Genomic DNA, 26,995 nt, shown 5'->3' on the forward strand with positions numbered 1-26,995 from the left:
CGCGGCCGCTAAGAGTCAAAGGTTTAAAGAGTATGTTCTGTGCGCGCAATAATATCATCCTGCGCCTCAGGGGATAATGCGGTAAAGAAGGCGGAATAGCCAGCTACGCGAACCACTAAATCACGATATTGGTCAGGGTGTTGCTTCGCCGCCAGCAGCGTTTCGCGCGACACGATGTTGTACTGCACATGCCAGCCGCGATAGCTCTCGAAGAAGGTGCGCAACATCAGCATCAGCTTTTCCCGATCGCGCGGGTTGTCCAGCGTCGCCGGGTTCAGCTTTTGGTTGAGCAGCACGCCGCCGAGGATTGCCTCGGTAGGCAACTTGGCGAGCGAATTGAACACCGCGGTCGGCCCCAGGTGGTCGGTGCCGGACGCCGGGCTGGCGCCTTCCGCCAGCGGCTGGTGCGCCTTGCGCCCATCCGGGGTGGCGAGGGTGGCGGCGCCGAAGGGCACGTTGGCCGAGATAGACGAGGTGCCGGCGTAGTAGCCGCCGCCTATCGGCCCGCGGCCGAAGCGGGTGTTGCGATACTGCTTCAGTTCGTCGATGTAGGTTTGGTAGGCGCGCACCAGCAGCCGATCGACCTCGTCCACGTCGTTGCCGTATTTGGGCGCGGCGTTGAGCAGCCGCTGGCGCAGCTGTTCGCCATCCAGCCCGGCGAAGTCGTCGGCCAGCGCCGCCGCCAGCCGCTGCTGGCCGATCGCCCCCTGGTCAAACACCAGTTTGCGCACCGCCGCCAGGCTGTTGCCGAGGTTGGCGATGCCGACCTGCAGGCCGGAAACCCAGTCGTACTTGGCGCCGCCCTGCTTGATGCTTTTGCCGCGTTCGATGCAGTCATCCACCAGCGCGGAACAGAGAATATCGTGGGCGTTCTCCTCCAGCACGCTGTCCACCACGCATTCGATCTCAATTGACTTGCGCGTGTAGTAGCGGATTTGTCGGTCCCAGGCGGCCATCACCTGCTCGAAATCGGCGAAGTTTCCTTTGGACAGCGCCTGTTCCTGCGGCAGGAAAATCTGCCCGGAGGTGGCGTCGCGGCCCTGTTCCAGCGCCGCCAGCAGCACGCGGGCAAAGTTGATGAAGCTCATGCCGGTGCAGCGATAGCCCCATTTGCCGCCGACGGCGGTCTCGATGCAGCCGATGGCGGCATAGTCGTAGGCGTCCTGCGGTTCAACCCCCAGCTTGATGAACTCGGGAATGACGATTTCGTCGTTGTTGAACGCCGGCATGCCGAAGCCGCAGCGGATCACCTGCACGCAGGCGTCGAGGAAATCGGCGCTCATTCCTGCGTGGTAACGCACGCTGAGGTTGGGTTGGGTGGAGCGCAGGCGGCCGCAAGATTCGAGAATGGCGTAGGACAGCGGGTTGACCGCGTCGCACGGCCGGCCGTCGAGCAGTTTTTGGCCGCCGATGGTGACGTTCTGGTACAGCGGGCTGCCGGCGGAGGCCTTGGAGTGCGAGCCGGAGCGGATCTTGTTGACCTCCAGCAGCTTAAGCCAGCAGCTGTGCAGCAGCTCGATGGCGTCTTCCCGCTCCAGGTTCTGCTCCAGCTCGACGTCGCGCCGATACCAGGGATAGAGATATTGGTCGAGGCGGCCGAAGGAAACCGAATGGCCGTTGGATTCGATCTGCAACGTCAGCTGGATGAAATAGCACAGCTGCAGCGCCTGCCAGAAGGTGTGCGGCGGGCGATGGGCGATCAGATCGCAGTTGTCTGCGATGGCCAGCAGCTCGGTGCGCCGCCAGTCGCGGGTTTCGCGCTGCGCCATATCGCGCGCCAGGTGAGCGAAGCGCAGGATGTGTTCGCTCAGCGCCGCCAGCACGATGTCGATGGCGTTGAGAAACTGCGCTTTATGCAGATCTTCCCAATCGGTCAGGCGCAGGCGGCTGCGGCGCGCGTTCACCTTTTCACGCAGGCCGTCGAGGCCTAGTTCCAGCAGCAGCGGGAAGTTGACCGCCAGGTGGGCGTCGCCGGAGGTCATGTTGCCCTCGGCTTTGATGATGCCGGTGGCGAGCAGCGCCTTCTGTTCGTCGTTAAACATGCCATAGCAGCGATCCTGCACCGTTTGGCCGCGCCACCAGGGGCAAAGACGGTGCAAAATCGCCTTGTTCTCTTCGCTGACCGAGAAGCCGGCACCCGGCCGGTCGGCCAACTGGTCGATCTCGTTTTCTATCCAGCCGACGGTGTATTCGGGGAAGATCGGCGCGGCGCGCAGCTCGCTGGCCTGGTTGCCGACGATCAGCTCGTCGTTGGCGATCCAGATGCTGCGCTTCGCCAGGTGGTTGGCCAGCGCCAGCGCGCGGCGCACCGGCAGCGGCCGATCCTGATGCTGTTGATAGGCCTCGGTATAGTGCTGAGCGCGTTCGGTGCACACCGGCGGTTTGACGATGTGAATCAGCGCGTTCTTATGCGCCTGGATGCGGGCGCTGAGGGTGGTCAAATCCAACGTAGTCATGGCGTTATCCTCGCAAAATGGCGCTCAGGCCTTTGGCGCCGGCGTACGCTTCGGCGAAGGCCAGCAGATCGGGCGCGTCCAGCGGCGTGCGGGCGGCGCGGTAAGGTTCGCCGAGCAGGTGATACTTGTTGATGCCCAGCGTGTGATACGGCAGAAAATGGATCTCCGATACGCCGATCTCGTCGGCGGCGAAGTCGACAATCGCGCGGACAGAGTGGCGATCGGCATTGAAATCGGGGATCAGCGGCACGCGCACGGTCATTGGCACGCCGTGCGCCGCCAGCCGGCGGAAATTGTTCATCACCCGACGGGCGGAGCCGCCGGTCCAGGTTTTGAAACGCGCTTCATCGGTGTGTTTGAGATCGGCCAACAGCAGATCCAGCCAGGGCAACGAAGGGGCGATGTAACGCCACGGAACGTGCAGACAGGATTCGACGGCGGTGTGGATGCCGGCTTCGCGGCCGCGCCGCAGCAGCTCCGCCGCGACCTCCGGCTGCATAAAGGGTTCGCCGCCGGACAGCGTTACACCACCGCCGCTGCGCAGGTAGAAAGGCTTATCCCGCATCACCTCGGCCATGATATCGTCGGGGTTGACCGCGCTGCCGCACAGGCTGAGCGCGCCGGTCGGGCAGGCGGCGGCCAGCGCCGCATAGTCGTCTGCGCTGATGGCTTCGCGCCGCAGCGTCAGCGCGCCCTCGTCACGCTGCAGGCCTTGCGCGCAGCGCTCGGCGCACAGCGTACAGCCGCTCAGGCACAGGTGTTCGTCAAACAGCAGATCCGCGTGGCGCGAGCGGCTTTCGGGGTTCTGGCACCAGCGGCAGCTCAGCGGGCACCCTTTTAAAAAGACCACGCTGCGGATACCGGGACCGTCATGGGTCGAGTAGCGCTGCAGATTGAAGAACATGAGTCACCCGTTTGGCGTTGCTGAATCTTTCGCCATTAAAGATGTTTCGAATGAAAGTTGGATTGATTTTGGTCAAAGGTTGGCGGGGTTTTTGCCCTATGATGATCAGAGTTTGAATCCGCCCACAGAACATGACACAGGAGTCCGTGATGGAGCTTTATCTCGATACCGCCGATGTGACGGCGGTAAAACGCCTGGCGCGCATTCTGCCGCTGCACGGCGTCACCACTAACCCGAGCATTGTGGCGAAGGAAGGCAAGCCGATCTGGGAAGTGCTGCCCGCGCTGCGCGACGCCCTCGGCGGCACCGGCAAGCTGTTCGCGCAGGTGATGGCGGCCGATGCGGAGCGCATGGTGGCGGAGGCGGCGCTGCTTAGCCAGCGCGTACCGGGGCTGGTGGTCAAGATCCCCGCAACCGCCGAGGGGCTGGCGGCGATCAAGAAGCTTAAAACGATGTCCATCCCAACGCTGGGCACGGCGGTATACGGCGCCGGGCAGGGGCTGCTGGCGGCCTTGGCCGGGGCGGAATACGTGGCGCCTTACGTCAATCGGGTGGACGTGCAGGGCGGCGACGGCATCGAAATGGTGCACGAGCTGCAGCAGCTGCTGAGCCTGCACGCGCCGTCGGCGCAGGTGCTGGCCGCCAGCTTCAAGACGCCGCGCCAGGCGCTGGAATGCCTGTTGGCGGGCTGCCAGGCGATCACGCTGCCGGTGGATGTGGCGGAGCAGTTCCTGAGCGCGCCGGCGGTGCAGGCCGCGGTCGAGAAATTCGAACAGGATTGGCAGGGGGCGTTCGGCAGCAATTTGCTGGGCTGATAGCTGTCCGTCTCGTTTACTGATTCTCCTCCCGATCGACAATTAATTTTAAAGGATGGCGCATCATGGCGTCATCCTCCCGCCGTTTCGCCATTCTTCTTATGCCCGCCGCCTCCCTTATGGTTTTGTGAATCGCAGTGCCATAAAGCTGTTGATTTTTCCCCCCCGAAGCTCATAATTCGCCCCAGAGTAAGTTTATTTACATTAATTTACTTAACTTATGATTTTGACCAAATAAATAACTATAAGTAACGGTGAGGAGCCAAGGATGCGCTCAGATTCAGATACTGCTCGTGCTTTACTTTATTCTATCCGCTGCGGGCTGTCGGGATTATTGATCGGCGTTGTACCCCTGTTTTCCGCTTCGGCGTCTACCAGCGATGGAATGGCGTCCATTGATGCCCGCGAACAGCAGCGCCAGCAGGAGCGCGAACGCGCCCTGCAACAGCAAAATGCCCCACAGGCCGATGCGCGCCTTTCCCGTCCCGACGTTGTGCTGCCCGATTACCCAACCGATGAACGCCCTTGCTTCATCATCAATCGGCTAACGTTGGTCGGCGAGTCTGCCGATCGCTTTCAATGGGCGTTGAACGCCGCGGCGGATACCAGGGGCCGCTGTCTGGGTAGCCAGGGCATTGTGCTTGCCATCAACAAGGTGCAAAACGCCATACTGGCCAAGGGCTATGTCACCACACGCGTGATGGCGCAGGAGCAGGACTTGACCACGGGCGTGTTGGCGCTGACGCTGCAGCCGGGGCGTATCGGTGAGATCCGCTTTGAGGAGCCGGTCTCCTGGCGTGGGCGGCTGTGGAACGCTATTCCGGCCTCACGCGGCGATATTCTCAGCCTGCGCGATATCGAACAGGGGCTGGAGAACTTCAGGCGGGTGCCCAGCGCCAATGCCGATATTAAAATCGTACCCGGCGCCGAGGACGGAACCAGTGACCTGCAGGTCAACTGGCACGAAGGGCGCCCGGTGCGGCTCAGCCTGGGGCTGGACGACAGCGGCTCCAAAAGTACCGGGCGTTATCTCGGTTCGGCCACTCTGGCTATCGATGCGCCGTTTGCACAGAATGACCTGTTTTACGCCAACATCGGCAAGGATGTGTTTCAGCACGGGCCGTTCGGCAACCGTTCACATACGCTGAACTACTTTTTCCCGGTGGGATATTGGGCTTTCTCGGCCAATTACAACGACTACACCTATCACCAGAACATCCCCAACGCCAATGAGGTGCTGCGCTACAGCGGCAAGAGCGACAACATTCAGTTGACCGTCTCCCGGTTGCTGTACCGCGACCAGTCGCACAAGTTAACGCTCAACCTGCGCGGCTACCGCAAGCACTCGACTAACGCCGTGGACAACGTTGATATTGTGTCGCAAAAACGTCGGACCGCCGGCTGGGAGCTGGGGCTGAATCAGCGCAGCTACTACGGTACCACTACGCTGGACGCCAATATCAACTGGCGCCGCGGCACCGGCGCATTCAATGCCCTGCCTGCCCCGGAAGAGTCGCGTCATGAAGGCAGCGCACGTACCGGCATTTTGCTCGGCGACCTGGGCATCAATCAGCCGTTCTCCTGGGGCGATCAGCCCTGGCGGGTGTATACCAGCGTAAGGGGGCAGTGGAGCCCGAACGCGCTGACGCCGCAGGAGCGGATGGCCATTGCCGGGCGTTACACGGTGCGTGGCTTTGACGGCGAACAGATGCTGTCCGGCGAAAAGGGCCTGCTATGGCGCAATGAAATCGCCTGGAACGTGTTTTCTCGCGGGCATGAATTGTATCTGGCCGCCGACTACGGCCGGGTGGACGGCCCAAACACTCGCCACTTGGTTGGCCATCAATTGGCGGGCAGCGCGCTCGGCGTGCGCGGCGCGCTGTGGGCGCGATTCAGCTATGACCTGTTTGCCGGCGTTCCGCTCTACAAGCCTGCGGGGTTCCATACCTCCGGCGCGACCGCGGGTTTTAGCGTAAATCTGGAAATCTGAACATCGCGATACCGGCAGCGTTGCTGCGCTGATCTGAACGGACTGACTTTTCTCACGGATGTGACCTATGAACAAACATTGCTATCGCCTTATCTTCAGCCGCACCCACGGGGAGTTGCGGGTGGTGTCCGAACTGGCCCGCAGCTGCAGCAGCGAGCCGGGGCAGCGCATCGGTTCAGGAATAACAGGTGGAAGTCGTCTGTGGGTCACCGTGCGTCGGTCAGTGTGGCTGCTTGGGCTGTTGATGTTCGCCGGCCCCGTCATGGCAGACGGCATTGTCGCGGACGGCGGTGCCAATCCTTCCCAGCGGCCGGAGGTCATCACTACCCAGAACGGCTTGCCGCAGGTCAACATCACCGCCCCCAACCAGGCTGGGGTCTCACATAATCAGTATCAGCAGTTTGACGTTGACGCCAAAGGCGCCATCCTCAACAACTCGGCGGTGATGACCGCGACCCAGATGGCCGGGATGATCCAGGGTAACCCTAATCTCAATCCCAATTCCGCGCCGGCTCGCGTCATCCTCAACGAAGTCAACAGCAACAATCCCAGCCAGCTGCGCGGTTTTATGGAAGTGGCCGGCGGCAAGGCGCAGGTGATTGTGGCCAACCCCGCCGGCATTGTCTGCAACGGCTGCGGCACCATCAACGCTGGGCGCATGACGCTGACCACCGGCAAACCGCAACTGAACGCCGATGGCAGCGTGGCGGGCTACCAGGTCGAGCGCGGCGTGGTGCGCATCGAGGGCGGTGGGCTCAACGGCGATACCCGTCATGATACCGAGTACGTCGACATTCTGGCGCGCGCGGTGGAGGTCAACGCCGGCGTCTGGGCTAAAGAAGGCGTGTCGGTGGTGGCCGGTCGTAACCGCGTGAGCGCGGACGGCAAAACCGCCGCGCCGCTTTCGGACGACGGCAGTGCCAGGCCTGAGCTTGCCATCGACATGGGGCAGATGGGTGGCATGTACAGCGGCAGTATCCGCATGATCGGCACCGAAGCCGGCGTCGGCGTGCGTAACCAGGGCGGACAGGTCCGGGCGGGCAAAACGCTCACCGTGAGCAGCGAAGGCAAGCTCAGTTGGCGCTCTGATGCGCCGGATGCGGCCACCCAGGCCGGCGGCGATATTCAATTGGCGGCAAAAGGCGACATCGAGACGCACGGCAAAGTGTACAGCGGTGGGCAACTGGCCATAGAGAGTCGCGAGGGAATGTTGACGCAGTCCGGTACGCTGGCGGCGGCCGGGAATGTGCACCTGAACGCCGCGCGCGGCATCCAAAGCAGCGGCCACCTGCTGGCGGGCAGTAATGTCGAAAGCGCGCTGGTCCATGATGCCAATCTGCAGCTTGATAGCCAGGGCGATATCCGCGCCAGTGGCAGTCTGCTCGGTAAAAAGAACGTCAACGCGTCCGGGCGCCGGGTGGATATCAGCGGCGCGCAGGTTGCGGCCGGCCGCACCGCGCTGGCGGCCCGCGAGGGCGGCGTGGCCTTGCGCCAGTCCACCGTAGACAGCGGTGAGCTGGCCGTGAGCACGAAGGGAAATGTGGATGCGCAGCAGGCCAAGGTCAAGGCCGGGCGCTGGGCGGTCGATGCTGACAACCTGTTCAACCAACAGGCTACCTGGTCTCAGACCGGTGACGGTGAGAGCCGTTTCACCCTGGCAGGCGCGCTGGATAACAGTGACGGCACCATCGAGACGCAGAGCCTCCGGCTTTCGGCCGGTCAGTTAGTCAATCAGCGCGGTCGCCTGGTGGCGTTGGGGGAAACGGCGCAGCACTGGCGAGTGGGTGGCCTGCTCGACAATGGCGGTGGCACGATGGGCAGCAACGGAGCGCTTCGCCTCGACGCCGGCCGCCTCGATAACCAGCGCGGCACGATAAAAACCCAGGCGGGGCTCACGCTCCATGTTGATGGCGCGGTGAATAATGCCGGGGGCAATCTGCTGGCGGGGAACGGCCTGACGCTTGAGGCAGGTAGCGATCTGAATAACCAGTCCGGCACCCTGAGCGGCGATGACGTGCGTCTGGCGGTACAACGGCTGGATAACGCGCAGGGGCAGGTCATCGGCCAGGGAAATCTCGAAATGACGGCCGGCCGCCTGGATAACCAACACGGCCTGATTGGCGCCGGCAAGGCGCTGAATGTGCACGCCGGCGACTGGGACAACCGTGGCGGCACGGCGCAAGGCGAAACGGCCGTGACGGCAACGGCGAGCAATCTCAACAACGACGGCGGTAAGCTGCTTTCAGGCCATGCATCAACCCTGCAGACCTCGGGCAACGCCACCAACCGCGGCGGCGAAATCAGTGCCACGGTGCTGACGGTGCAGTCTGACCGTCTCGACAACACGCAGGGCAAGGTGATTGGCCGACAACGGCTTAACCTGCATGCCCGTCAGGGGCTGGACAACACGCAGGGGCTGCTGGGCGCCGATGAGATGCTGACGGTGAGCAGTGAGGGCGAGCTGAGCAATCATCACGGTAGGGTGCAGGGGAATGGGCAAACCACGGTGTCAGCGCGAGACATCCACAACGAGGCCGGCAAGCTGCTGGGCGGGCAGAGACTCTCTCTCACTGCGTCGGGCGTGCTTGGCAACCGCGAGGGGGAAATCAGCGGCGAGTCGCTCACGCTAACGGCGCAGCGCCTCGATAACGCTCAGGGCAAGGTGGTCGCCAGGCAGGATGCGAACCTGACGGCGAAGCAAGGGTTGAGCAACGCCGCCGGCTGGCTTGAAGGCGGCAGCGCACTCGCCGTCAACACCGATGGCGATTGGGACAATCAGGGCGGCACCGCACAAGGTGGCCGGCAGGTCACCGCCAACGCGCAGTCGCTCGACAATACCGGCGGGCGGCTGCAGTCCGGCGGAGGCCTGACGCTGGATGCGACAGGCAATATCCTCAACCGTTCCGGCAAACTGACCGCGCAGCAGGCCCTTGCCGTTAACGGCGGAGCAGCCAGCCTGTTCGATAATGACGGCGGCTCCCTGCAGAGCGGCGGCGATCTGTCTCTGCAGGGAGGCCAGTTGACCAACCGCGCCGCAGGGGTGGTGCTGGGCGGCCAGGCGCTTTCTCTGAATCTGGCGGGGGGCTGGGATAACCAAAACGGCACCTTGACCGGCAATGGCCGCACGCAGGTGCGCGCCGCCAGTCTGCTCAATGCTCAGGGCGCCATCAACGCGCTGGATAGCCTGGACATGCAGTTCACCGGCAAACTGGATAACCGCCAGGGGCGAGTTTTCAGTCAATCGTCTCAGGTGTTGCAGGCACAGGATATCGTCAACACGCAGGGCTGGATGGGCAGCCTGGGGAGCTGGCGGGCCATCAGCGGCGGTTTTGACAATACGCAGGGCAGCGTACAGAGCCGGCAGGAAACACAGCTTACGGCTGACTGGTTGGATAACGCCCGGGGCGTGATGCAATCGGCGCAAAACCTGGCGCTGCGCATCAAACAGGATATCGATAACCGCAGCGGTAAGGTCTCGGCGCAGGGGCAACTGACCGTACAAGGGGCCGCTGACGGCGAGCACGCCGGCGCCATCAATAACACCGGCGGCGAATGGCTGGCGGGCCAGGCGCTGACTATCGCCGCCCGCAGCCTTGATAACGTCCAGGCGGGGCAACTCTACAGCCAGAAGCAGCTGCGGCTCAATTTGAACGGCGGGCTGGACAACCGCGGCGGGAAAATACAGGGCGGCGATGCGCTGACGTTTGATGCGCAGGCGCTGAATAATGCCGGCGGGACGATAGACGGCCAGCAACGCGTGGCGCTGCGCATTCTTGGTTTGCTGGAAAATACCGGCGGTGCAGTGCGCAGCAATGGCGGGCAAGAGGTGTCGGCCGCCGGTATCAATAATACACGCGGCGTACTCAGCAGCCGCGGCGGCATCACGGTGGCATCAAAGCAACTGGATAATACCGGTGGTACGCTCATCAGTCAGGGGGCGGGCACCTACCGACTCGACCGGCTTAACAATCAGCATGGCAAGGTGCACAGCGGCGACGCGCTCACGCTTGAGGGGGCGCAGGTCAACAACCGGGGTGGGCAATTGGTGTCAACCCAGGGGCTGGCGCTCAAGGCCGGGACGCTCGATAACAGCGGTCAGGGCACGCTCAGCAGCCAGGCGGAACTGGATGTGCAGGCCGAGCGCCTGAACAATCGCGATGGCGGGTTGATACTGGGCACCACGCGCACCGATATCACCTCTCGTGATATCGACAATACCGCAGGCCGCCTGCAGAGTAGCGGCCAGATGACCCTCTCGGGGGTAACGCAGCTGGACAACCGCCAGGGGCGGATCCTGGCCAACGGCAACCTCAATATCAATACTGACCGGTCACGGACCGACTCGCCGCTGGCGCTGCTCAACCAGGGCGGGCGAGTGGAGAGCGCCGGGCAACTTACCTTGCATGCGCGTACCTTGGATAATCAGAACGGTACCCTGCTGGGGCTGCAGGCGTTGACGCTGTCCGCGCAGCAGGACTACATCCATCAGGCCGGCGAAACGATCAGCAGTAACGGTACGGTGACGTTCTCTCTGAGCGGCGCCTTTACCAACCTGGCGGATTGGTTGCTGCCCGGCAAGCTGGCGCTCCATGCTGCCAGCATCACCAATCCGGCGGCGCTGGTGGGCAAAACGCTGCAGCTGACGACCGGAGCCTTGCAAAACACCGGGCGTCTTGAGGCGGACAGCATGACGCTGAACGTCGATACCCTGGACAACGCCGCGGCGCTGATGGGCGACGACATCACCGTGAACGGGCGCATTATCGACAACCACGGTGCGCCTGCGGTGATGGCGGCGACCCACAGCCTGACGGTGCAGGCCGGTGAGCGGCTGACCAACCGGGAGGGCGCGCTGATTTACAGCGCCGACCGTCTGCACCTGCACAGCGATGACCTGATTGAAAACCGGGCCAGCTTTATCGAAGCGGACGGTGACGCCACCGTGGAAGCGCGTCGCCTGAACAACCTGCGCGAAGGGCTGGTGATTGAGCGTAACGCCGAGAAGAGCGACTACAAATGGCACCGCTACAACTACTACTGGCGCTCCTACGGTTCAAAGGTCAATCCCGATAAAATCACCATGGCGCCGACCACCCAGCAGCTGACCTATCAGGATGACGCGGCGGCGCAAACCAACCGCTACGGCACACTGCTGGCCATTGATGCGGCGGGCAAGCGCGCACAGGTACGGGTCAAGGACAATAAGGGCCAATTGACCGACCTGTGGGTCAACTACCTGGCGCTCAAGCCGAATGCCGATGGCAGCTATGCGATGACGTTCTATGAAACGCGTGGGGGCAATCAGCTGGCGACCATCCCGACGCCTTATCAAAACGGCTTCCATTGGGAGCACGACTGGACGCAGGTGATGACCTGGGATCCCGAAAAGCATGTCGATATCGACAGCGCGCCGTTCATCACCGATTACAACAACTTCCGCGAACGTACCGAGAGCGGCACGGTGACGCGCGATAAGCTGGTGAGTGAGGGGATCGGCGCGCGTATTCTGGCCGGCGGCAACATGGTGCTGCGCATCACGGGAACGTTGCTCAATGACGCCAGCGTCATTACGGCCAACGGCAACCTGAAGCAGGACGGCGGCGGCAGCGTGGACAACCGCGGTTACTCGGTTAACGAGCGGCGTCAGGCGGCTATCGTTGACCATTATGACAAGGACACGCATCACTGGTACCCCACGTTCAACCGGGACGAAACCACGGCGCTGGCGACCGTTGACGGGGTGATCACCGGCAATGGCACGGTCACCATCAACGGAGCCCGCATCACCAACACCACGGTCAATCAGGCGCAAATCAGTCAACTTGATGCGGCGTTAAAGGCGGTAGATGCCGAACGCGCCGAGCTTGAGCGCAATCCGCTGGCCTTCACGGTAGAGGGCGCTGCCCGACCTGACGGCGATACGACGCTGGCGCCGGGCGAGCAAATGACAAGACCGGGCGCCACGCCGTCCTCGCCGCTGGGGCGCCCACTGCTGCCGTCTGAGCTGGCGCTGACGCAGTTACAGCATCTGGGCAATGTGGCCACCGCCATCCCCAATAACGGCTTGTTTAGTCAACATACGGCGATCGGCAGCCCGTTCCTGGTGGTAACCGATGAACGCTTTACCCGCCGCGACAACTTTATCAGCAGCGACTACATGCTCGAGCGCGTAGGGTATGACCCCGCGCAGGCCCATAAGCGCCTGGGGGACGGTTTTTACGAGCAGCGTCTGGTGCGCGAGCAGGTGCTGGCGCTGACCGGCAAACCGTCCGTCAAGGGCTGGGATGCGATGGAGCAGTACCAGCAACTGATGAACAATGGCAGCAAAGTCGCCCAGGACTTCCATCTGGTGCCGGGCGTGGCGTTGACGCCGGAGCAGATTGCGGCGCTGCAACAGGATATCGTCTGGCTGGTGAGCGAGACGGTGCAAACGGAAGGCGGCCCGCAAACGGTGTGGGTGCCGAAGGTGTATCTGGCACAGACTACGCTGCGCCTGACCGGCGATGGCGCGCTAATTGGCGGCGGTGACCTGCAACTCTCGGCAAACAGCATCACCAATGCTGGCAACCTGTTTGCCGAAAAAGCCCTGACGGTTGACGCCGGGCAGTTCCTGCATCAGGGCGGCGACGTCAGGGCAGGCAGCATTGACGTGCAGGCAGACAGTCTGGCCATGAGCACTAACCTGCAGGACGCGCTGCGCCAGGCGACCATGAGCGCCGGCGACATTCGCCTGCGCGGCACCGATATCACGCTCACCGGAGCGAAACTGGATGCGACCGATACGCTCAGCCTGAGCGCGCGTAACGATCTGACCATCACCGCCGCGAAAAGCAGCCATACCGCCGATCTTGAGGTTATCTCCGGTTCAATGGGTAACCGCACCCGCGGCGGCACGGAAGCGGCAGGCTCCCGGATGGCGCACGTCAGCGGCGAATGGCAGCAGGCTCTGGGGAGTCAGCTTAACGCTGGCGGCAACCTCTCGCTCGATGCCGGGCGAGACGTCACGTTCACGGGCAGCCAGGCCAGCGTCGCCGGCAGCACCCGCGTGCAGGCCGGCGGCGATATCAACATCAGGGCCGAAAGCACCACCAATACCACGCACCTGGACGCCAACAGCCGTACTTCATCAGTCAGTAACGACCGCCAGGAAGAGCGCCTGACAGTAAGCGCACTCGGCGGAGACCAGGGCGTCACCCTGGTGGCGGGCAACCGCCTGTTGGCCGAAGGCGCGCAGATTGACAGTAAAGAGGGGCGTATTGGCGTCAGCGCGCGGGACGTGACCATTAAAGACGCGCGCACCCGCACGCAGGACCAGGACAGCGAAAACAAACGCGAGGGCAAAACCAAAAGCCATCGCATCGAACAAACCGGGCGCGAAATCAGCACCGGCAGCACCTTCAACGGGCGCGAGGGCGTGACCGTGATCGGGCGTGAAGGCGACGTCACGGTCACCGGCAGCACCCTGCACAGCGACCAGGGCGCCATCGCCCTGCAGGCGAAAAACGATGTGATCCTTAACCACACCACCGACAGCGAGCATCGCGTCTCCAACGAGGAAAGTCGCGGCCGGAAAACCAGAGGTGAGCGCGCCGAAGAAGTCCTACGGGAAAACGTGGTGGGCAGCACCCTCAGCGGGCAGGGCGGCGTCACGGTGGTAGCGCAGGACGGCAGCATCATCGCCACGGCAAGCACCCTGCACAGCGACCAGGGCGCCATCGCCCTGCAGGCGAAGCAGGATGTGACCCTCAATACCGCCACCGAACGCGAGTCGGCCCTCAGTGAAGAGCGGTCACAGAAAAAAGGTTTCCTGAAAAAAAGCAGCAGCCACAGCGTGGCGCATGACGCCACCACACGCGAGAAAGGCAGCCTGCTCAGCGGCAACAGCGTCAGCGTCAGCGCCGGCAACGATCTGACGGTCACCGGCTCGGCCATTGCCGCCGACCAGGACGTGAACCTGCAGGCAGGCCGTAACGTCGACATCGGCGCGGCCACCGAGACCGACACGCATTACCGGCTGGAAGAGAAGAAAAAAAGCGGCCTGCTGAGCAGCGGCGGCATCGGCTTCACCATTGGCAAACAGTCGAGCAAACACGAAATCGACGAGAAAGGCCGGACCCAAAGCCAAAGCGTCAGCACCGTCGGCAGCAGCCAGGGCAGCGTCAACGTCACGGCGGGCAACCAACTGCACATCGGCGGCGCCGATCTGGTAGCGGCCAAGGATCTGGCTCTTACCGGCGACAGCGTGACTATCGATCCCGGCGTTGATGCGCGCACGCGTAAAGAGACCTACGAGCAGAAGCAGAGCGGCCTAAGCGTGGCATTGTCGGGCACCGTGGGCGGCGCGCTCAACACCGCCGTCAGCTCGGCGCAGCAGGCGCGAAAAGAAGGCGATGGGCGCCTGAACGCGCTGCAAAACACCAAGGCGGCGCTGTCCGGCGTGCAGGCTGCACAGGCCTGGGAGCGGGATAATGCGCTGACCGCCTCGGCGGAGGCGAAAAACGCCGCCGCCGGTTTACAGCCGGGGGACGAAGGTGCGGCGCAGGGTGCCACCAACACAGTGGGCATCAGCGCCTCCTACGGCAGTCAGTCGTCGAAAAGCGAAACCCGCACCGACAGCCACCAGTCGCAGGGCAGCACGCTCACCGCCGGGCAAAACCTGTCGATAACGGCGAGCGGCAAGAACCACAACGCGCAAAGTGGCGATATCGTCGTCACCGGCAGCCAGCTGAAAGCGGGCAAAGATCTGTCGCTCGATGCGGCGCGGGACATTACCCTGCAGTCGGCGCAGAACCGCGAAAGCACCGTTGGCAAAAACAGCAGCAAAGGCGGCAACGTCGGTGTCGGCATCGGCGCAGGCTCTGGCGGTTATGGCATCAGCGTCTCGGCCGGCGTCAATGCCGGCAAGGGGCATGAGAACGGCAACGGCCTGACGCATGCCGAAACCACCCTGGATGCCGGCAGTAATCTCAAGGTGACCAGCGGCCGCGACACCCGGCTTACCGGCGCGCAGGCCAGCGGAGAAAAGGTCACCGTCGACGTGGGCCGTAACCTGGCGCTGGAAAGCCAGCAGGACAGCGACCGCTATGACGCCAGGCAGACCCAGATGAGCGGCGGGATCAGCGTGCCGATCGGCGCCGGCAGCGGCTCGGCGAATTTTAGCGCCAGTAAGGACAAACTGCACAGCAACTTCGACTCGGTAAAAGAGCAGACCGGGCTGTTTGCCGGCAAAGGCGGGTATGACGTCAAGGTCAAAGAACATACCCAGCTCGACGGCGCTGTGATTGCAAGCCAAGCTGACAAGGAGAAAAACCGCCTCGATACCGGCACGCTGGGCTGGACGGACATCCACAACCAGGCGGACTACAGCGCGACGCACAGCGGCGGGTCATTCAGCACCGGCGGGCCGGTGGGCAAGGATCTGCTGACCAACATGGCCGGCGGCATGCTGTCGGGCGCCAACCACAGCGGGCACGCCGAGGGCACGACAAAGGCCGGGGTTAGCGAAGGTACGCTGATAGTTCGCGACACCGGCAAACAGCAGCAGGATGTGGCGCAGCTGAACCGGGATACCGAGCATGCCAACGCCGGCAGCATCAGCCCGATATTCAACAAGGAGAAGGAGCAAAACCGGCTCAAACAGGCGCAGCTTATCGTCGAGATTGGCGGCCAGGCGATGGACGTCATCCGCACGCAGGGGGATATCGCCGGGCTGAAGGCGCAGAAAGACCCGGCGGCGCTGGCGCAGGCCAGGGAGCAGCTTGAGAAGAGCGGTAAACCGACGAACGATGCGGAGGTGATGCAGCGGGCGTACGACAACGCGATGCGGCAATACGGCACCGGCAGCGACCTGCAGAAGGCGGCGCAGGCGGTAACGGGGGCGCTGACGGCACTGGCGGGCAATAACCTGGCGGGCGCACTGGCGAGCGGTGCCTCGCCGTATCTGGCGACGGAAATCAAGAAACTGACCACCAATCCGCTGACCGGTGAAGTCGACGTTGCTGCCAACACAATGGCGCATGCAGTGCTGGGCGCGGTGACGGCGCAGTTGAATAACCAGTCGGCCGCGGCAGGGGGACTGGGCGCGGGGGGCGGTGAACTGGCGGCGCGCTACATTGCCGGGCAGCTGTTCCCGGGCAAGACGGCGCAGCAGCTGAGCGAAAGCGAGAAACAGCAGGTGAGCGCGCTGAGCCAGCTGGCCGCAGGGCTTGCAGGCGGGCTGGCGACGGGGGATACTGCGGGAGCGGTGACCGGCGGGCAGGCAGGGAAGAATGCGGTAGAGAATAACTCGTTGTCAGGAGATAAGGCGCGGGAGTCTGTTAAACAGGCCGCCGAGTCTCTGAAAAATCAGGTTAGGGAAAAGCTGGGTAAAGGCACCACTTCTGCTATCGCGAACGCCATTATCAATGGCCTTGCTGATACAGGTGATGCTGCACTAGGCTCGGCGGACTACGCCGCTGATGCTGCAATGGCACTGGCTTCATGTGCTGCGGGCGACAGCTACTGCAGCAAGGCGATGAGCGACCTGGCCGGGAAGAATCAGGCAGTGGCGGATACCGTTACTGCCCTGATGCAAAGTGAAACCTGGTCAGCGGTGAAAGACACGTTAGTTCAGGCATCTGAAGGGAATCAGGCAGCGCTGGAAGCAACAGGAGGGTTGATTGCTGGAATCATCCTTCCAGGTAAGAAAGTTCCATATGTTCCTAATGCTGGCTCTGTCGGAAATATGGGGGAGTTCTTTAAGCAGGCTGGTTTTGGTGTCTTGGCAAAAGATAGTTCACAGAAAACTAGCAAAATTTATCAAGGACAAACAGTTTATAAAGCTTCTAGTAACATCAGTGATGAGATCCGTAAGGGAGATCAATTTTATCTGGATGCTAGCCATAAAAATCATCTTGAAGTTTTTGATAGCAAAGGTAACTTTAGAGTTGTTTTAAATCTGGATGGCTCAGTTAATGTAGATAAAACAAAAAGTGCTGCTACTGAAGGACGGAAATTACCTAAATGATTAAAGAAATTAATTTTGATGAGTTAAAAGACATTTATCTTCAGTTATCGAAGATAATGCCAAAAAAACCAATAAATGAGAGTGATCTTTTGGTTGATTATAAAGCTCAACAATGTGCTTCATTCCATCGTCAACTTGAATTGCTTGGAAATGCAAAAGAGTTTTTGGTAAAGGCGAGCTTGGATGATGATAAGGTCGCAATACAAGCGGCACTAGTATATATCAGAGTGTACTCAATGAATTTATCAAGTTTTTTTGATGCATTTAAAGAGGATGCGGATTCTTTATTGAGATCTTCAGATTGGCCTGATATACCAGAGCATTATCAAATACCTGCGCATTATAATTGCCCTATCAAGTAGCAAAGTTTCCAGCAATTTGGCCGGGATCTTTGTTTCAAGCATGGTAGGCAAAGGACAGAGCCGCCTCGATACCGGCACGCTGGGCTGGACGGACATCCACAACCAGGCGGACTACAGCGCAACGCACAGCGGCGGCAGCTTTAGCACCGGCGGGCCGGTGGTCAAGGATCTGCTGACCAACATGGCCGGCGGCATGCTGTCGGGCGCCAACCACAGCGGGCACGCCGAGGGCACGACGAAGGCCGGGGTTAGCGAAGGTACGCTGATAGTCCGCGACACCGGCAAACAGCAGCAGGATGTGGCGCAGCTGAACTGGGATACCGAGCATGCCAACGACGGCAGCATCAGCACGATATTCAACAAGGAGAAGGAGCAGAACCGGCTCAAACAGGCGCAGTTGATTGGGGAGATTGGCGGCCAGGCGATGGATGTCATTCCCGCACGCAGGGAGATATCGCCGGGCTGAAGGCGCAGAAAGACCCGGCGGCGCTGGCGCAGGCCAGGGAACAACTTGAGAAGAGCGGCAAACCGACGAACGATGCGGCGGTGATGCAGCGGGCATACGACAACGCGATGCGGCAATACGGCACCGGCAGCGACCTGCAGAAGGCGGCGCAGGCGGTGACGGGGGCGCTGACGGCGCTGGCGGGCAATAACCTGGCAAGCGGCGCCTCGCCGTACCTGGCGACGGAAATCAAGAAGCGGGTCGGTGAAGACAATATTCCTAGGGGCGACATCTTCAGACAAACTGTCGTCCGTTAACGGCCCAACCCCTTAAGCAGCGCACTGCTCAAGAGGCCGGCCGTTTCTCCTAACGGCGAGACTCAGCCGCGGCCGGTCTCCTCCCGCAGCGCGGCGCTGACCTCATGCGTCGTCGGCTGTTCGGAGCGCAACGCCCGGCGGATCGCGAAGAAGGCGGCGATCAGCATGGTCACCGCCACCAGCATAAAGAACCCGCACAGCGCGGCGTTGATTTGGTTGCTGAATACGATGGTTTCCATGTCTTTCAGCGATTTGGCCGGCGCAATGATCGTGCCTTGCTCGATGCCGGTGGAAAATTTCTTCGCCTGCGCCAGGAAGCCGATGCTCGGTTTCTCATGGAAGATCTTCTGCCAGCCGGCGGTCATGGAGGTGACGAACAGCCAGGCGGTCGGCAGAATGGTGACCCAGGCGTAACGCTGTTTTTTCATCTTGAACAGCACCACGGTGCCGAGGATCAGCGCCATTGACGCCAGCATCTGGTTGCCGATGCCGAACAGCGGCCACAGGGTATTGATGCCGCCCAGCGGATCGACCACGCCCTGATACACGAAGAAGCCCCAGCCGGCCACCGCCACCGTGGTGCCCGCCAGGTTGCCGAACCACGAACGGTTGTTGGCCAGCTGCGGTACCGCCACGCCCACCAGATCCTGCACCATAAAGCGGCAGGCGCGGGTGCCGGCGTCTACGGCGGTCAGAATGAACAGCGCTTCGAACAGAATGGCGAAGTGGTACCAGAAGGCCATCATCGCCCGGCTGTTGAACACCTCGCTGATGATGTGTGCCATGCCCACGGCGAAGGTCGGGGCACCGCCGGCGCGCGACAGGATGGAGTTCTCACCCACCTCTTTGGCGATCAGCGCCAGCGTTTCCGGCGTGACGATAAAGCCCCAGCTGTTGATGACCTGCGAAGCATTTTCCACCGTGGTGCCGATTAGCGCCGCCGGTGAGTTCATGGCGAAGTAAACCCCCGGATCCAGCACCGAGGCGCAGATCAGCGCCATGATGGCGACGAAAGACTCCATCAACATGGCGCCGTAACCGATAAAGCGGATGTGGCTTTCGCGCTCCACCAACTTGGGCGTAGTGCCGCTGGAGACCAGCGCGTGGAAGCCGGAAATGGCGCCGCAGGCGATGGTGATGAACAGGAACGGGAACAGGGCGCCGGCGAACACCGGGCCGCTGCCGTCGATGAAGCGCGAAACCGCCGGCATTTTCATCTCCGGCATGGCGAAGACGATGCCGATGGCCAGGCCGATGATGACGCCGATTTTCATAAAGGTGGAAAGGTAGTCGCGCGGCGCCAGCAGCAGCCACACCGGCAGCACCGAAGCGACGAAGCCGTAGATCACCAGCACCCAGGTCAGGGTGGTGCCGTGCAGCGTGAAGAACGGCCCCCAGTAGGGATCTTGCGCCACGTTGCCGCCGTAAATGATCGCCAGCAGCATCAGCACGAAGCCGATTACTGAAATTTCAGCGATTTTGCCCGGCCGGATAAAACGCATGTAGATGCCCATGAACAGCGCGATCGGGATGGTGGCGGCGATGGTGAACAGCCCCCACGGGCTGTCGGCCAGCGCTTTTACCACCACCAGCGCCAGCGCCGACAGGATGATGATCATCACCCCCAGCGCGCCGAGCATGGTGATCACCCCGGCGAAGGCGCCCAACTCTTGCTTGGCCATTTCCCCCAGCGAACGCCCGTCGCGGCGCGTGGAAATGAACAGCACCAGGAAATCCTGCACCGCGCCGGCCAGCATGACGCCGACCAGGATCCAGATGGTCCCCGGCAGGAAGCCCATCTGCGCGGCCAGAATCGGCCCCACCAGCGGCCCGGCGCCGGCGATGGCGGCGAAGTGGTGGCCGAACAGCACCCATTTGTTGGTGGGCACATAGTCCAGGCCGTCGTTGCGGCGTTCGGCCGGGGTCAGACGGCGATCGTCCAGTTCAAAGACCTTGTCGGCAATGAACCGGCTGTAGAAGCGGTAGGCGATGCTGTAGCAGGCGACGGCGGCGACCACCAGCCAGACGGCGTTGACGTGTTCGCCGCGGCTGAGCGCCAGCATGGCGAAGGCGAAGGCGCCGACCAACGCCACCAGCAGCCAGATAAGTCCGGACCTGATGTTTTTCATGAAACAACTCCTTGGCGTACAGAGGTAAAAATCGACGTTGTTATTTGGAATGACGTTTTAACAGTAGAAGTTTTGCCGCTGAACCGCGGCAGGTCGGATGAGAAATGTGAAGCAGGTGGGGTTTTAGTGTAAAAACAAAGTGATGAAACAGCGTTGGCGCAGGCTGCCGCCCACAGAATCCCGGGCAGTTATTCATTCTGCATTTTCGCGGCGCGTACAGCGAATCATTGTCGTTTTTTATCTGGATACGGCGTCTGGCGGATTATTATTTTATCTGTCGAGGCGAGCCGAAATAAAATTATTCATGCCGTGTTATACCTTTATTTTCACCCCCAGGTTTATTCATTCACCAAATAAATAATAAAATCACGAAAGGAATGTAATTATGATAAATAAAATCATCGAAGGGTATTTACCGCAGCTCACGGCTATTCGGCACGATATTCATCAGCACCCCGAATTGGGTTTCGAAGAGTTTCGTACCAGCGATCTGGTCGCGGATTATTTGAGTTCGTGGGGTTATGAGGTGCACCGCGGATTGGCGGGCACCGGCGTGGTGGGCACGCTGCGGGCGGGCGACGGCGTGAAAAGCCTCGGGCTGCGCGCCGATATGGATGCCTTGCCGATCGAGGAGAACACCGGCAAACCCTGGAGCAGCAGCGTGGCCAACCGCATGCACGCCTGCGGCCATGACGGCCATACCACCATGCTGCTCGGCGCCGCCCGTTACCTGGCGCATACGCGCAACTTCAACGGCACGCTGCACCTGATTTTCCAACCGGCGGAAGAGATGCTGAACGGCGGCGCGCGCATGGTGGAACAGGGGCTGTTCGAGCGTTTCCCCTGCGACGCCATCTTCGCCATGCACAACATGCCGGGCATGCCGCTCGGTGAGTTCTTTTTCCAGCACGGCCCGTTTATGGCCTCGATGGATCAGTTCAACGTGCGGGTGCAGGGGCGTGGCGGCCACGGCGCCATCCCGCAGCTGACGATCGATCCGGTGCTGGTGGCCTCGCATATCACCGTTTCCCTGCAGAGCATCGTCTCGCGCAATATCGATCCGCTGGAAGCGGCGGTGATCACCGTCGGCAGCATCAAGGCCGGTGAGGCGGCCAATGTGATCCCGGACAGCGCGGAGATGAAGCTCAGCGTGCGCTCGCTGGATCGCCAGGCGCGCGCAACCTTGCTGGCGCGCATTCCGGCGCTGATCGAGGCGCAGGCGGCAAGCTTCGGCGCTCACGCGGTGGTGGAACATGTTAACGGCACGCCGGTGCTGATCAACGACGAAGGGATGACCCGTTTCGCCCACCGCGTGGCGGAACAGCAGTTCGGCGCCGCCCGCGCGCACTATGGCGCCCGGCCGCTGATGGGCAGCGAAGATTTCGCCTTCATGCTCGATGCGCACCCGCAGGGCTGTTACCTGATCATCGGAAACGGCGATGGCGAAGGCAGCTGCATGGTGCATAACCCGGGATATGACTTTAACGACGGCTGTCTGGCGGCCGGCAGCCATTATTGGGCAGCGTTGGCGGAAGCGTATTTAAAATAAACGCGAAAAATAATAACAGGGAAGATAATGATGAGTGAAAATACGGCTGAAACTCAAACGGCAATAATATCGGCTCCGAACGCCAGCGGCAAAAAGGTCATATTCGCCGCCTCTTTCGGTAATGCGCTGGAGTTTTTCGACTTCGGTATTTATAACTTCTTCGTTATTTACATCAGCGTATTGTTCTTTCCACCGTCCAGCGATCCGCATTTGGCATTGCTGTTGGCGTTCGCGACGTTTGGCGTCAGCTTCTTCATGCGGCCGCTGGGCGGCATTCTGATTGGCGCCTATGCCGATCGCTGCGGCCGCAAACCGGCGATGATCCTGACGATTTCCTTGATGAGCCTGGGCACGGCGATGATCGGCTTTGCGCCGACCTACGCCAGCGCCGGCTACTGGGGAACCGTCACCTTGGTAGCGGCGCGCCTGATCCAGGGCGTGGCGGCGGGCGGCGAGGTAGGGGCGTCGATGTCGTTGCTGGTGGAGTCCGCGCCGCCCAACCGGCGCGGCTTCTATTCCAGCTGGTCGTTGGCGACGCAGGGCATCGCCACCGTGGTTGGCGGCGTCACCGCGCTGGCGCTCAGCGCGGCCTTGCCGGTGCTTTCCGGCGAGCCGAACGCCATGGCCGAGTGGGGATGGCGTATTCCTTTCTTTATCGGCGTGGCGCTGGCGCCGCTCGGTTGCTGGCTGCGTCTCGGGCTGGAGAGCGATCGGCCGTCGGTGCCGCGGGCGCACGAGCCACCCGCGCAGTTGCGCAAGCACTCGCGGGCGGTGGTGCTCGGCGTGATGCTGACCATCGGCGCCACCGTCGCCACTTACATCTCGATGTATTATCTCGGCACCTACGCGGTGAAATACTTGGGGATGGCGCAGGCCTACGGCTATGCCGCGATGCTGCTGGCGGGGCTTGTCACCTTCGGCGGCAGCCTGCTGGTCGGGCACTGGTGCGATCGTTACGGCCGCCTGCCGCTGATCCGTTGGTCGCGGATCGCGATTCTGATCGTGGCCCTGCCGGCGTTTTGGTGGCTGAGCGCGGTGCCGCATCCGGCGGTGCTGTTGCTGATTGTCGCGCTGCTGGTCGGGTTGACCACGCTCGGTTCGGTGCCGACCATGTTGATGATTTCGGAGCTGTTCCCGCAGCGCATTCGCGCTTTGGGGTTTGCGTTGGTCTACAGCCTCGGGGTGGCGATCTTCGGCGGTTTTGCCCAGTACATCGCCTCGCAGTCGATCGCGCTGAGCGGCTCGCTGCTGGCGCCCGCCGTCTATTTGATGCTGGCGACGCTGGCTTCGCTGGCGGTACTGCCGCTGCTGCGCGAAACCGGCGGCGAGCCGCTGCGCTAGCCGGAATGAGGCGAAAAAAAACGCCGGCGGTTTTCACCGTCGGCGTTTGGCGCTGCTACCGTTTCAGGTTGGCGTTCAGGCCGCAGGGCGGGCGATCACGCTGCGGGTTTCCATGCGCACTTCGGCGATGGTGACCTGCAAGGTGTCGCTCTGGCGGTAAACCACTTCACCCTTGATCTGCACGGTGCCGGTTTCCTGGCTGCACTGCATCTCGTCGCGCACCGCGTGAATAAACGGTGCCGGAATGAAGGCAACCGCGCCGTTGTCCAGCAGGCGCACGCGCAGGCCGCCGCGGGTCACGTCGATGATCTCGGCGTTGAAGCGGGTATCGGTACCGGCCTTGTCCTGCAGGAAGCGAGCGTACAACCAGTCGCCGACGTCGCGCTCCGCCATGCGGTTGAGGCGGCGGCGCTCCGCCAGCTGTACCGTCACGTCATCCTGCGGTTTTTCCGCCGGCTGCTGGTTGATGATCGCCTTCAGCAGGCGATGGTTGACCATATCGCCGTACTTACGGATCGGCGATGTCCAGGTGGCGTAAGCCTCCAGCCCCAGACCGAAGTGTGGCCCCGGCGTGGTGCTGATCTCCGCGAAGGTCTGGAAGCGGCGGATGCGGCTGTCGAGGAACTGGGTCGGCTGCGCGTCCAGGTGGCGGCGCAGTTCGCAGAAACCGTCGAGGGTCAGCAGCTTGTCGGCTTCGGCTTCCACGCCGTTGGCCTGCAATACGGTGACCGCTTGCTCGACCAGCGCAGGATCGAAACCGGTGTGCACGTTGTACACGCCGAAGCCCAGGCGATCGCGCAGCACGATGGCGGCGCAGACGTTGGCGGCGATCATGCACTCTTCAACGATGCGGTTAGCGCTGCGGCGCTGCTCGGTAACGATCTCCAGCACGTCGCCTTTTTCACCCAGCACGAAGCGGTAGTCCGGGCGATCTTTAAACACCAGCGCATGCTGGTGGCGCCAGGCGTTGCGCGCGTCGCAAACGCGTTTCAGCAGGGCTACCTGCTGTGCGATGGCGTCGCTCGGCGGCTGCCAGCCGGCAATGCCTTCCAGCCAGTCGGACACTTCGTCGTATACCAGCTTGGCTTTGGATTCGATCTCGGCGGCGAAGAACTGAATATCTTCGCCCAGCGCGCCGTCGGCGGCGATGGTCACGCGGCAAGCCAGCACCTGGCGGCGCTCGTTAGGGCGCAGCGAGCACAGGTTGTCCGACAGATCGCGCGGCAACATCGGGATGTTGAAGCCAGGCAGGTAGTTGGTGAATGCGCGCACGCGGGCGATATCGTCCAGCTTGCTGCCTTGTTCGACGTAGGCGGTCGGATCGGCGATGGCGATGGTCAACTGCAGCGAACCGTCGCCGTTGTCGGTCACGTACAGCGCATCGTCCATGTCTTCGGTGCTGGCGCTGTCGATGGTGACGAATTCGAGCGCGGTCAGATCTTCACGCGCCGACGCGGCGGCCGGCTCGCTGAGAGCCAGCATCTCCGGCGCCTCTTTTTCCAGGTTGTGACGCGCCAGCGTCACCCACCACGGGGCGAAATGGTCTTCACCGTTGGTGATAAACTGGGTCAGATCGGCGTTGAAGCCGCGATCGCCTTTCAGCGGATGACGGCGCATTTCCGCCACCGCCCAGTCGCCGGCCTGGAAGTTGTGGGTCAATTCACGCACCGGGCGGCACGGAATCGCCTCTTTCAGCAACGGATGATCGGGCACGATGGACAGACGGTCGTCGCGCTTTTGCACGCGGCCGACAAAGCGCGACAGGAACGGCTCGACCAGGGTTTCCGGCTCGGCGATTTCGCGCTCTTTCTCGGTGTGCAGGGTGGCGATAATGCGATCCCCGTGCATGACTTTCTTCATGTACGGCGGCGGAATGAAGTAACTTTTTTGACCGTCTACTTCAAGAAAGCCAAAGCCTTTCTCAGTCCCTTTCACGACGCCTTCAACGCGCGGGGTTTGAGAGTGAAGTTGCTGTTTAAGCTGCGCCAGCAGCGGGTTATCTTGAAACATATCGTCCAGTGAATGGGTTGTGAGTGGCAAGATTTGCGGCTGACAGTTTTACGCGAATCACCCGCTGCGAGCAAGCCTAACGTCACTGAACCCCGCGTTGCCGCGCGATTTTGCGCAAGATTGGTCAATCGAAACGCTATCGATGAAAAACCCCGGCGCGAGGGCCGGGGTGGAGGGCGGGTGACCGTCAGTCTTGCAGCGGCGTCGGCTGCAGGATTTCAATCCAGTAATCGTCCGGATCGCGAATGAACGCCACGTAGTTCATGCGGCCTTCATGCAGGCGTTTCTGGAAGGTGACGCCGAGGCGCTCAAACCGCTCGCAGGCGGCGCGCACGTCCGGCACCGTGACGCACAGGTGGCCAAAGCCGCGCGGCTCGCCGTTGCCGTTGTGATAGTGGAAATCCGCCTGATTTTCGGTGCCGTGGTTATGGGTCAGCTCGAGAATGCCCGGCTGGCTCAGCGCCCAGCGCTTGCGTTCGTCGTCGTCCTGCGGGATCTGTTCACGCGGGCTGCGCGTCAGGTAGCAGATGGTGAAGGCGGCTTCTTCGAACGTTTCCAGATAAACCGGGGTAAAGCCCAGCACGCGGGTGTAGAAATCCAGCGCCTTGGTCAGATCCTTCACGCGGATCATGGTGTGGTTGAACACGTAACCGTCGGTTACCGCATCCGGTTGGGCCGCCACGCCGGGCAGCGTCAGTAGGTCATTCAGTGGCATCAGAGATCCTCCTCAGGGTGTCGGCAGACTGTAGGTGAAATCGATGCTAATCTAAAGTGATTGTTTTTAACTAAAACACTAACTAAAAGTGAATGATAGATGAAGCTGAGCCAGCTGAAGTTTTTCTGCACCGTGGTGGAACATAAAACCATCGCCGCCGCCGCGCGCGAGCTGCACTGCGTGCCTTCCAACGTCACGCTGCGGCTGCGCGAGCTGGAGGAGTCGCTGGGCGGCGAGCTGTTTTTCCGCGACAAGAACCGGCTGTACGTCAATCCCAAAGGGCGGCTGTTCTACCAGCAGGCGCGCGACATTGTGGCGCAGGCGGAGCGCAGCAAGCAGCTGTTCGCCGGCGAGCACCAACATGGGCTGCTGAACCTCGGGGCGCTGGATTTCTCGCTGGTCAGCCATTTGCCGGCGCGTATTGCCCGGCTGCGCCGTTTACAGCCTCATCTGCACATCAACGTGCTGAGCCGCGACTCGCTGGTGCTGGAACGCATGTTGATCGACAGCGATCTCGATCTGGCGATCACCGACGGCCCGATTGAACACCCTCTGCTGGCCAGCCAAAAGGCATTCGACGAACGGCTGGTATTGCTGATGCCGGCCGATGCCGGGGAACCCGACGCCGCCACGCTGGCGCCGTTGGAGTTTTACACCTTCAGCCGCGAATGTTCGTTTCGCCTGAAGGTCGATCACTGGCTGGCCTCGCGCGGGCTGAAACCGCGCATGACGCTGGAAATGGAGTCTTATGCCGCGATGGCGGCCTGCGTGCAGGCCGGTTGTGGCGTCGCCTGCGTACCCGGTTCGTTGCTGCCGCTGATCTTGCCGGCGCCGGGGCTGAAGGTGGTGGAAATGGGTGAGGAGGGGGTGAGCGACCTGTATTTCGTCTGGCGACGGCATCAGCTGTCCGACGAGTTGCAGACCATCCTGGCGATATTGGCGCGCCCGGGGTGAACC

Annotated in this window: 14 protein-coding genes; 9 read left to right on the forward strand and 5 right to left on the reverse strand. The window is 61.9% G+C overall.

Features of this window, described 5'->3' with window-relative positions; all coding sequences use genetic code 11:
* Window positions 1-23 precede the first annotated feature (23 nt).
* The gene (locus ACF8MC_RS02715) at window positions 24-2,456 is read right to left on the reverse strand and encodes a formate C-acetyltransferase/glycerol dehydratase family glycyl radical enzyme (RefSeq protein WP_164104998.1); all 2,433 of its coding nucleotides are present in this window, start codon (window positions 2,454-2,456) and stop codon (window positions 24-26) included.
* A gap of 4 nt (window positions 2,457-2,460) precedes the next feature.
* Window positions 2,461-3,360, reverse strand: coding sequence for a glycyl-radical enzyme activating protein (locus ACF8MC_RS02720; protein WP_164104997.1), 900 nt, complete (start codon window positions 3,358-3,360; stop codon window positions 2,461-2,463).
* A gap of 149 nt (window positions 3,361-3,509) precedes the next feature.
* Between ACF8MC_RS02720 and fsa the strand changes: the two genes are divergently transcribed.
* From fsa to ACF8MC_RS02750, 6 genes are all read left to right on the forward strand, one after another.
* Window positions 3,510-4,175 (forward strand): fructose-6-phosphate aldolase, encoded by a 666-nt coding sequence (gene fsa, locus ACF8MC_RS02725; RefSeq protein WP_164104996.1) that lies wholly within the window; start codon window positions 3,510-3,512, stop codon window positions 4,173-4,175.
* A 385-nt stretch (window positions 4,176-4,560) separates the two neighbouring features.
* Entirely contained in the window at window positions 4,561-6,165 is a 1,605-nt protein-coding gene (locus ACF8MC_RS02730; protein ID WP_225369030.1) for a ShlB/FhaC/HecB family hemolysin secretion/activation protein, read from the forward strand.
* A 67-nt stretch (window positions 6,166-6,232) separates the two neighbouring features.
* Entirely contained in the window at window positions 6,233-17,170 is a 10,938-nt protein-coding gene (locus ACF8MC_RS02735; RefSeq protein WP_314235208.1) for a hemagglutinin repeat-containing protein, read from the forward strand.
* The gene (locus ACF8MC_RS02740) at window positions 17,167-17,532 is read left to right on the forward strand and encodes a hypothetical protein (RefSeq protein WP_125460730.1); all 366 of its coding nucleotides are present in this window, start codon (window positions 17,167-17,169) and stop codon (window positions 17,530-17,532) included. Before ACF8MC_RS02735 ends, ACF8MC_RS02740 begins: the two co-directional genes overlap by 4 nt.
* A gap of 40 nt (window positions 17,533-17,572) precedes the next feature.
* Window positions 17,573-17,998: a hypothetical protein gene (locus tag ACF8MC_RS02745; RefSeq protein WP_060438595.1), complete on the forward strand. Its 426-nt coding sequence runs from the start codon at window positions 17,573-17,575 to the stop codon at window positions 17,996-17,998.
* Between the two features lie 80 nt (window positions 17,999-18,078).
* Window positions 18,079-18,294, forward strand: coding sequence for a hypothetical protein (locus ACF8MC_RS02750; RefSeq protein WP_164104994.1), 216 nt, complete (start codon window positions 18,079-18,081; stop codon window positions 18,292-18,294).
* A 62-nt stretch (window positions 18,295-18,356) separates the two neighbouring features.
* Here ACF8MC_RS02750 and ACF8MC_RS02755 read toward each other — a convergent pair whose 3' ends face one another.
* A complete protein-coding gene (locus ACF8MC_RS02755; RefSeq protein ID WP_033653036.1) occupies window positions 18,357-20,423 on the reverse strand; it encodes a carbon starvation CstA family protein in 2,067 nt (688 codons plus the stop codon).
* A 385-nt stretch (window positions 20,424-20,808) separates the two neighbouring features.
* Between ACF8MC_RS02755 and ACF8MC_RS02760 the strand changes: the two genes are divergently transcribed.
* Both ACF8MC_RS02760 and ACF8MC_RS02765 read left to right on the forward strand, forming a co-directional pair.
* The gene (locus ACF8MC_RS02760) at window positions 20,809-21,972 is read left to right on the forward strand and encodes a M20 aminoacylase family protein (protein ID WP_126192071.1); all 1,164 of its coding nucleotides are present in this window, start codon (window positions 20,809-20,811) and stop codon (window positions 21,970-21,972) included.
* A 30-nt stretch (window positions 21,973-22,002) separates the two neighbouring features.
* Window positions 22,003-23,313 carry an MFS transporter gene (locus ACF8MC_RS02765; RefSeq protein ID WP_039565906.1) on the forward strand — a complete coding sequence of 437 codons (1,311 nt, stop codon included), beginning with the start codon at window positions 22,003-22,005 and terminating at the stop codon, window positions 23,311-23,313.
* A 75-nt stretch (window positions 23,314-23,388) separates the two neighbouring features.
* Here the strand turns inward: ACF8MC_RS02765 and ACF8MC_RS02770 are convergent, their stop codons facing one another.
* Window positions 23,389-25,323 carry an exoribonuclease II gene (locus ACF8MC_RS02770; RefSeq protein ID WP_048321642.1) on the reverse strand — a complete coding sequence of 645 codons (1,935 nt, stop codon included), beginning with the start codon at window positions 25,321-25,323 and terminating at the stop codon, window positions 23,389-23,391.
* Window positions 25,324-25,510: 187 nt separating this feature from the next.
* Complete coding sequence (gene gloA, locus ACF8MC_RS02775; protein WP_004930603.1) at window positions 25,511-26,038, reverse strand: lactoylglutathione lyase; 528 nt, start codon at window positions 26,036-26,038, stop codon at window positions 25,511-25,513.
* Window positions 26,039-26,137: 99 nt separating this feature from the next.
* Between gloA and ACF8MC_RS02780 the strand changes: the two genes are divergently transcribed.
* Window positions 26,138-26,992 (forward strand): LysR family transcriptional regulator, encoded by an 855-nt coding sequence (locus ACF8MC_RS02780; RefSeq protein WP_033648464.1) that lies wholly within the window; start codon window positions 26,138-26,140, stop codon window positions 26,990-26,992.
* Window positions 26,993-26,995: the final 3 nt, after the last annotated feature.

The sequence above is a fragment of the Serratia sp. LACPHL-BACT-2024-00286 genome (genome assembly GCF_043109535.1).
GTDB classification, from domain to species: Bacteria; Pseudomonadota; Gammaproteobacteria; order Enterobacterales; family Enterobacteriaceae; genus Serratia; species Serratia sarumanii.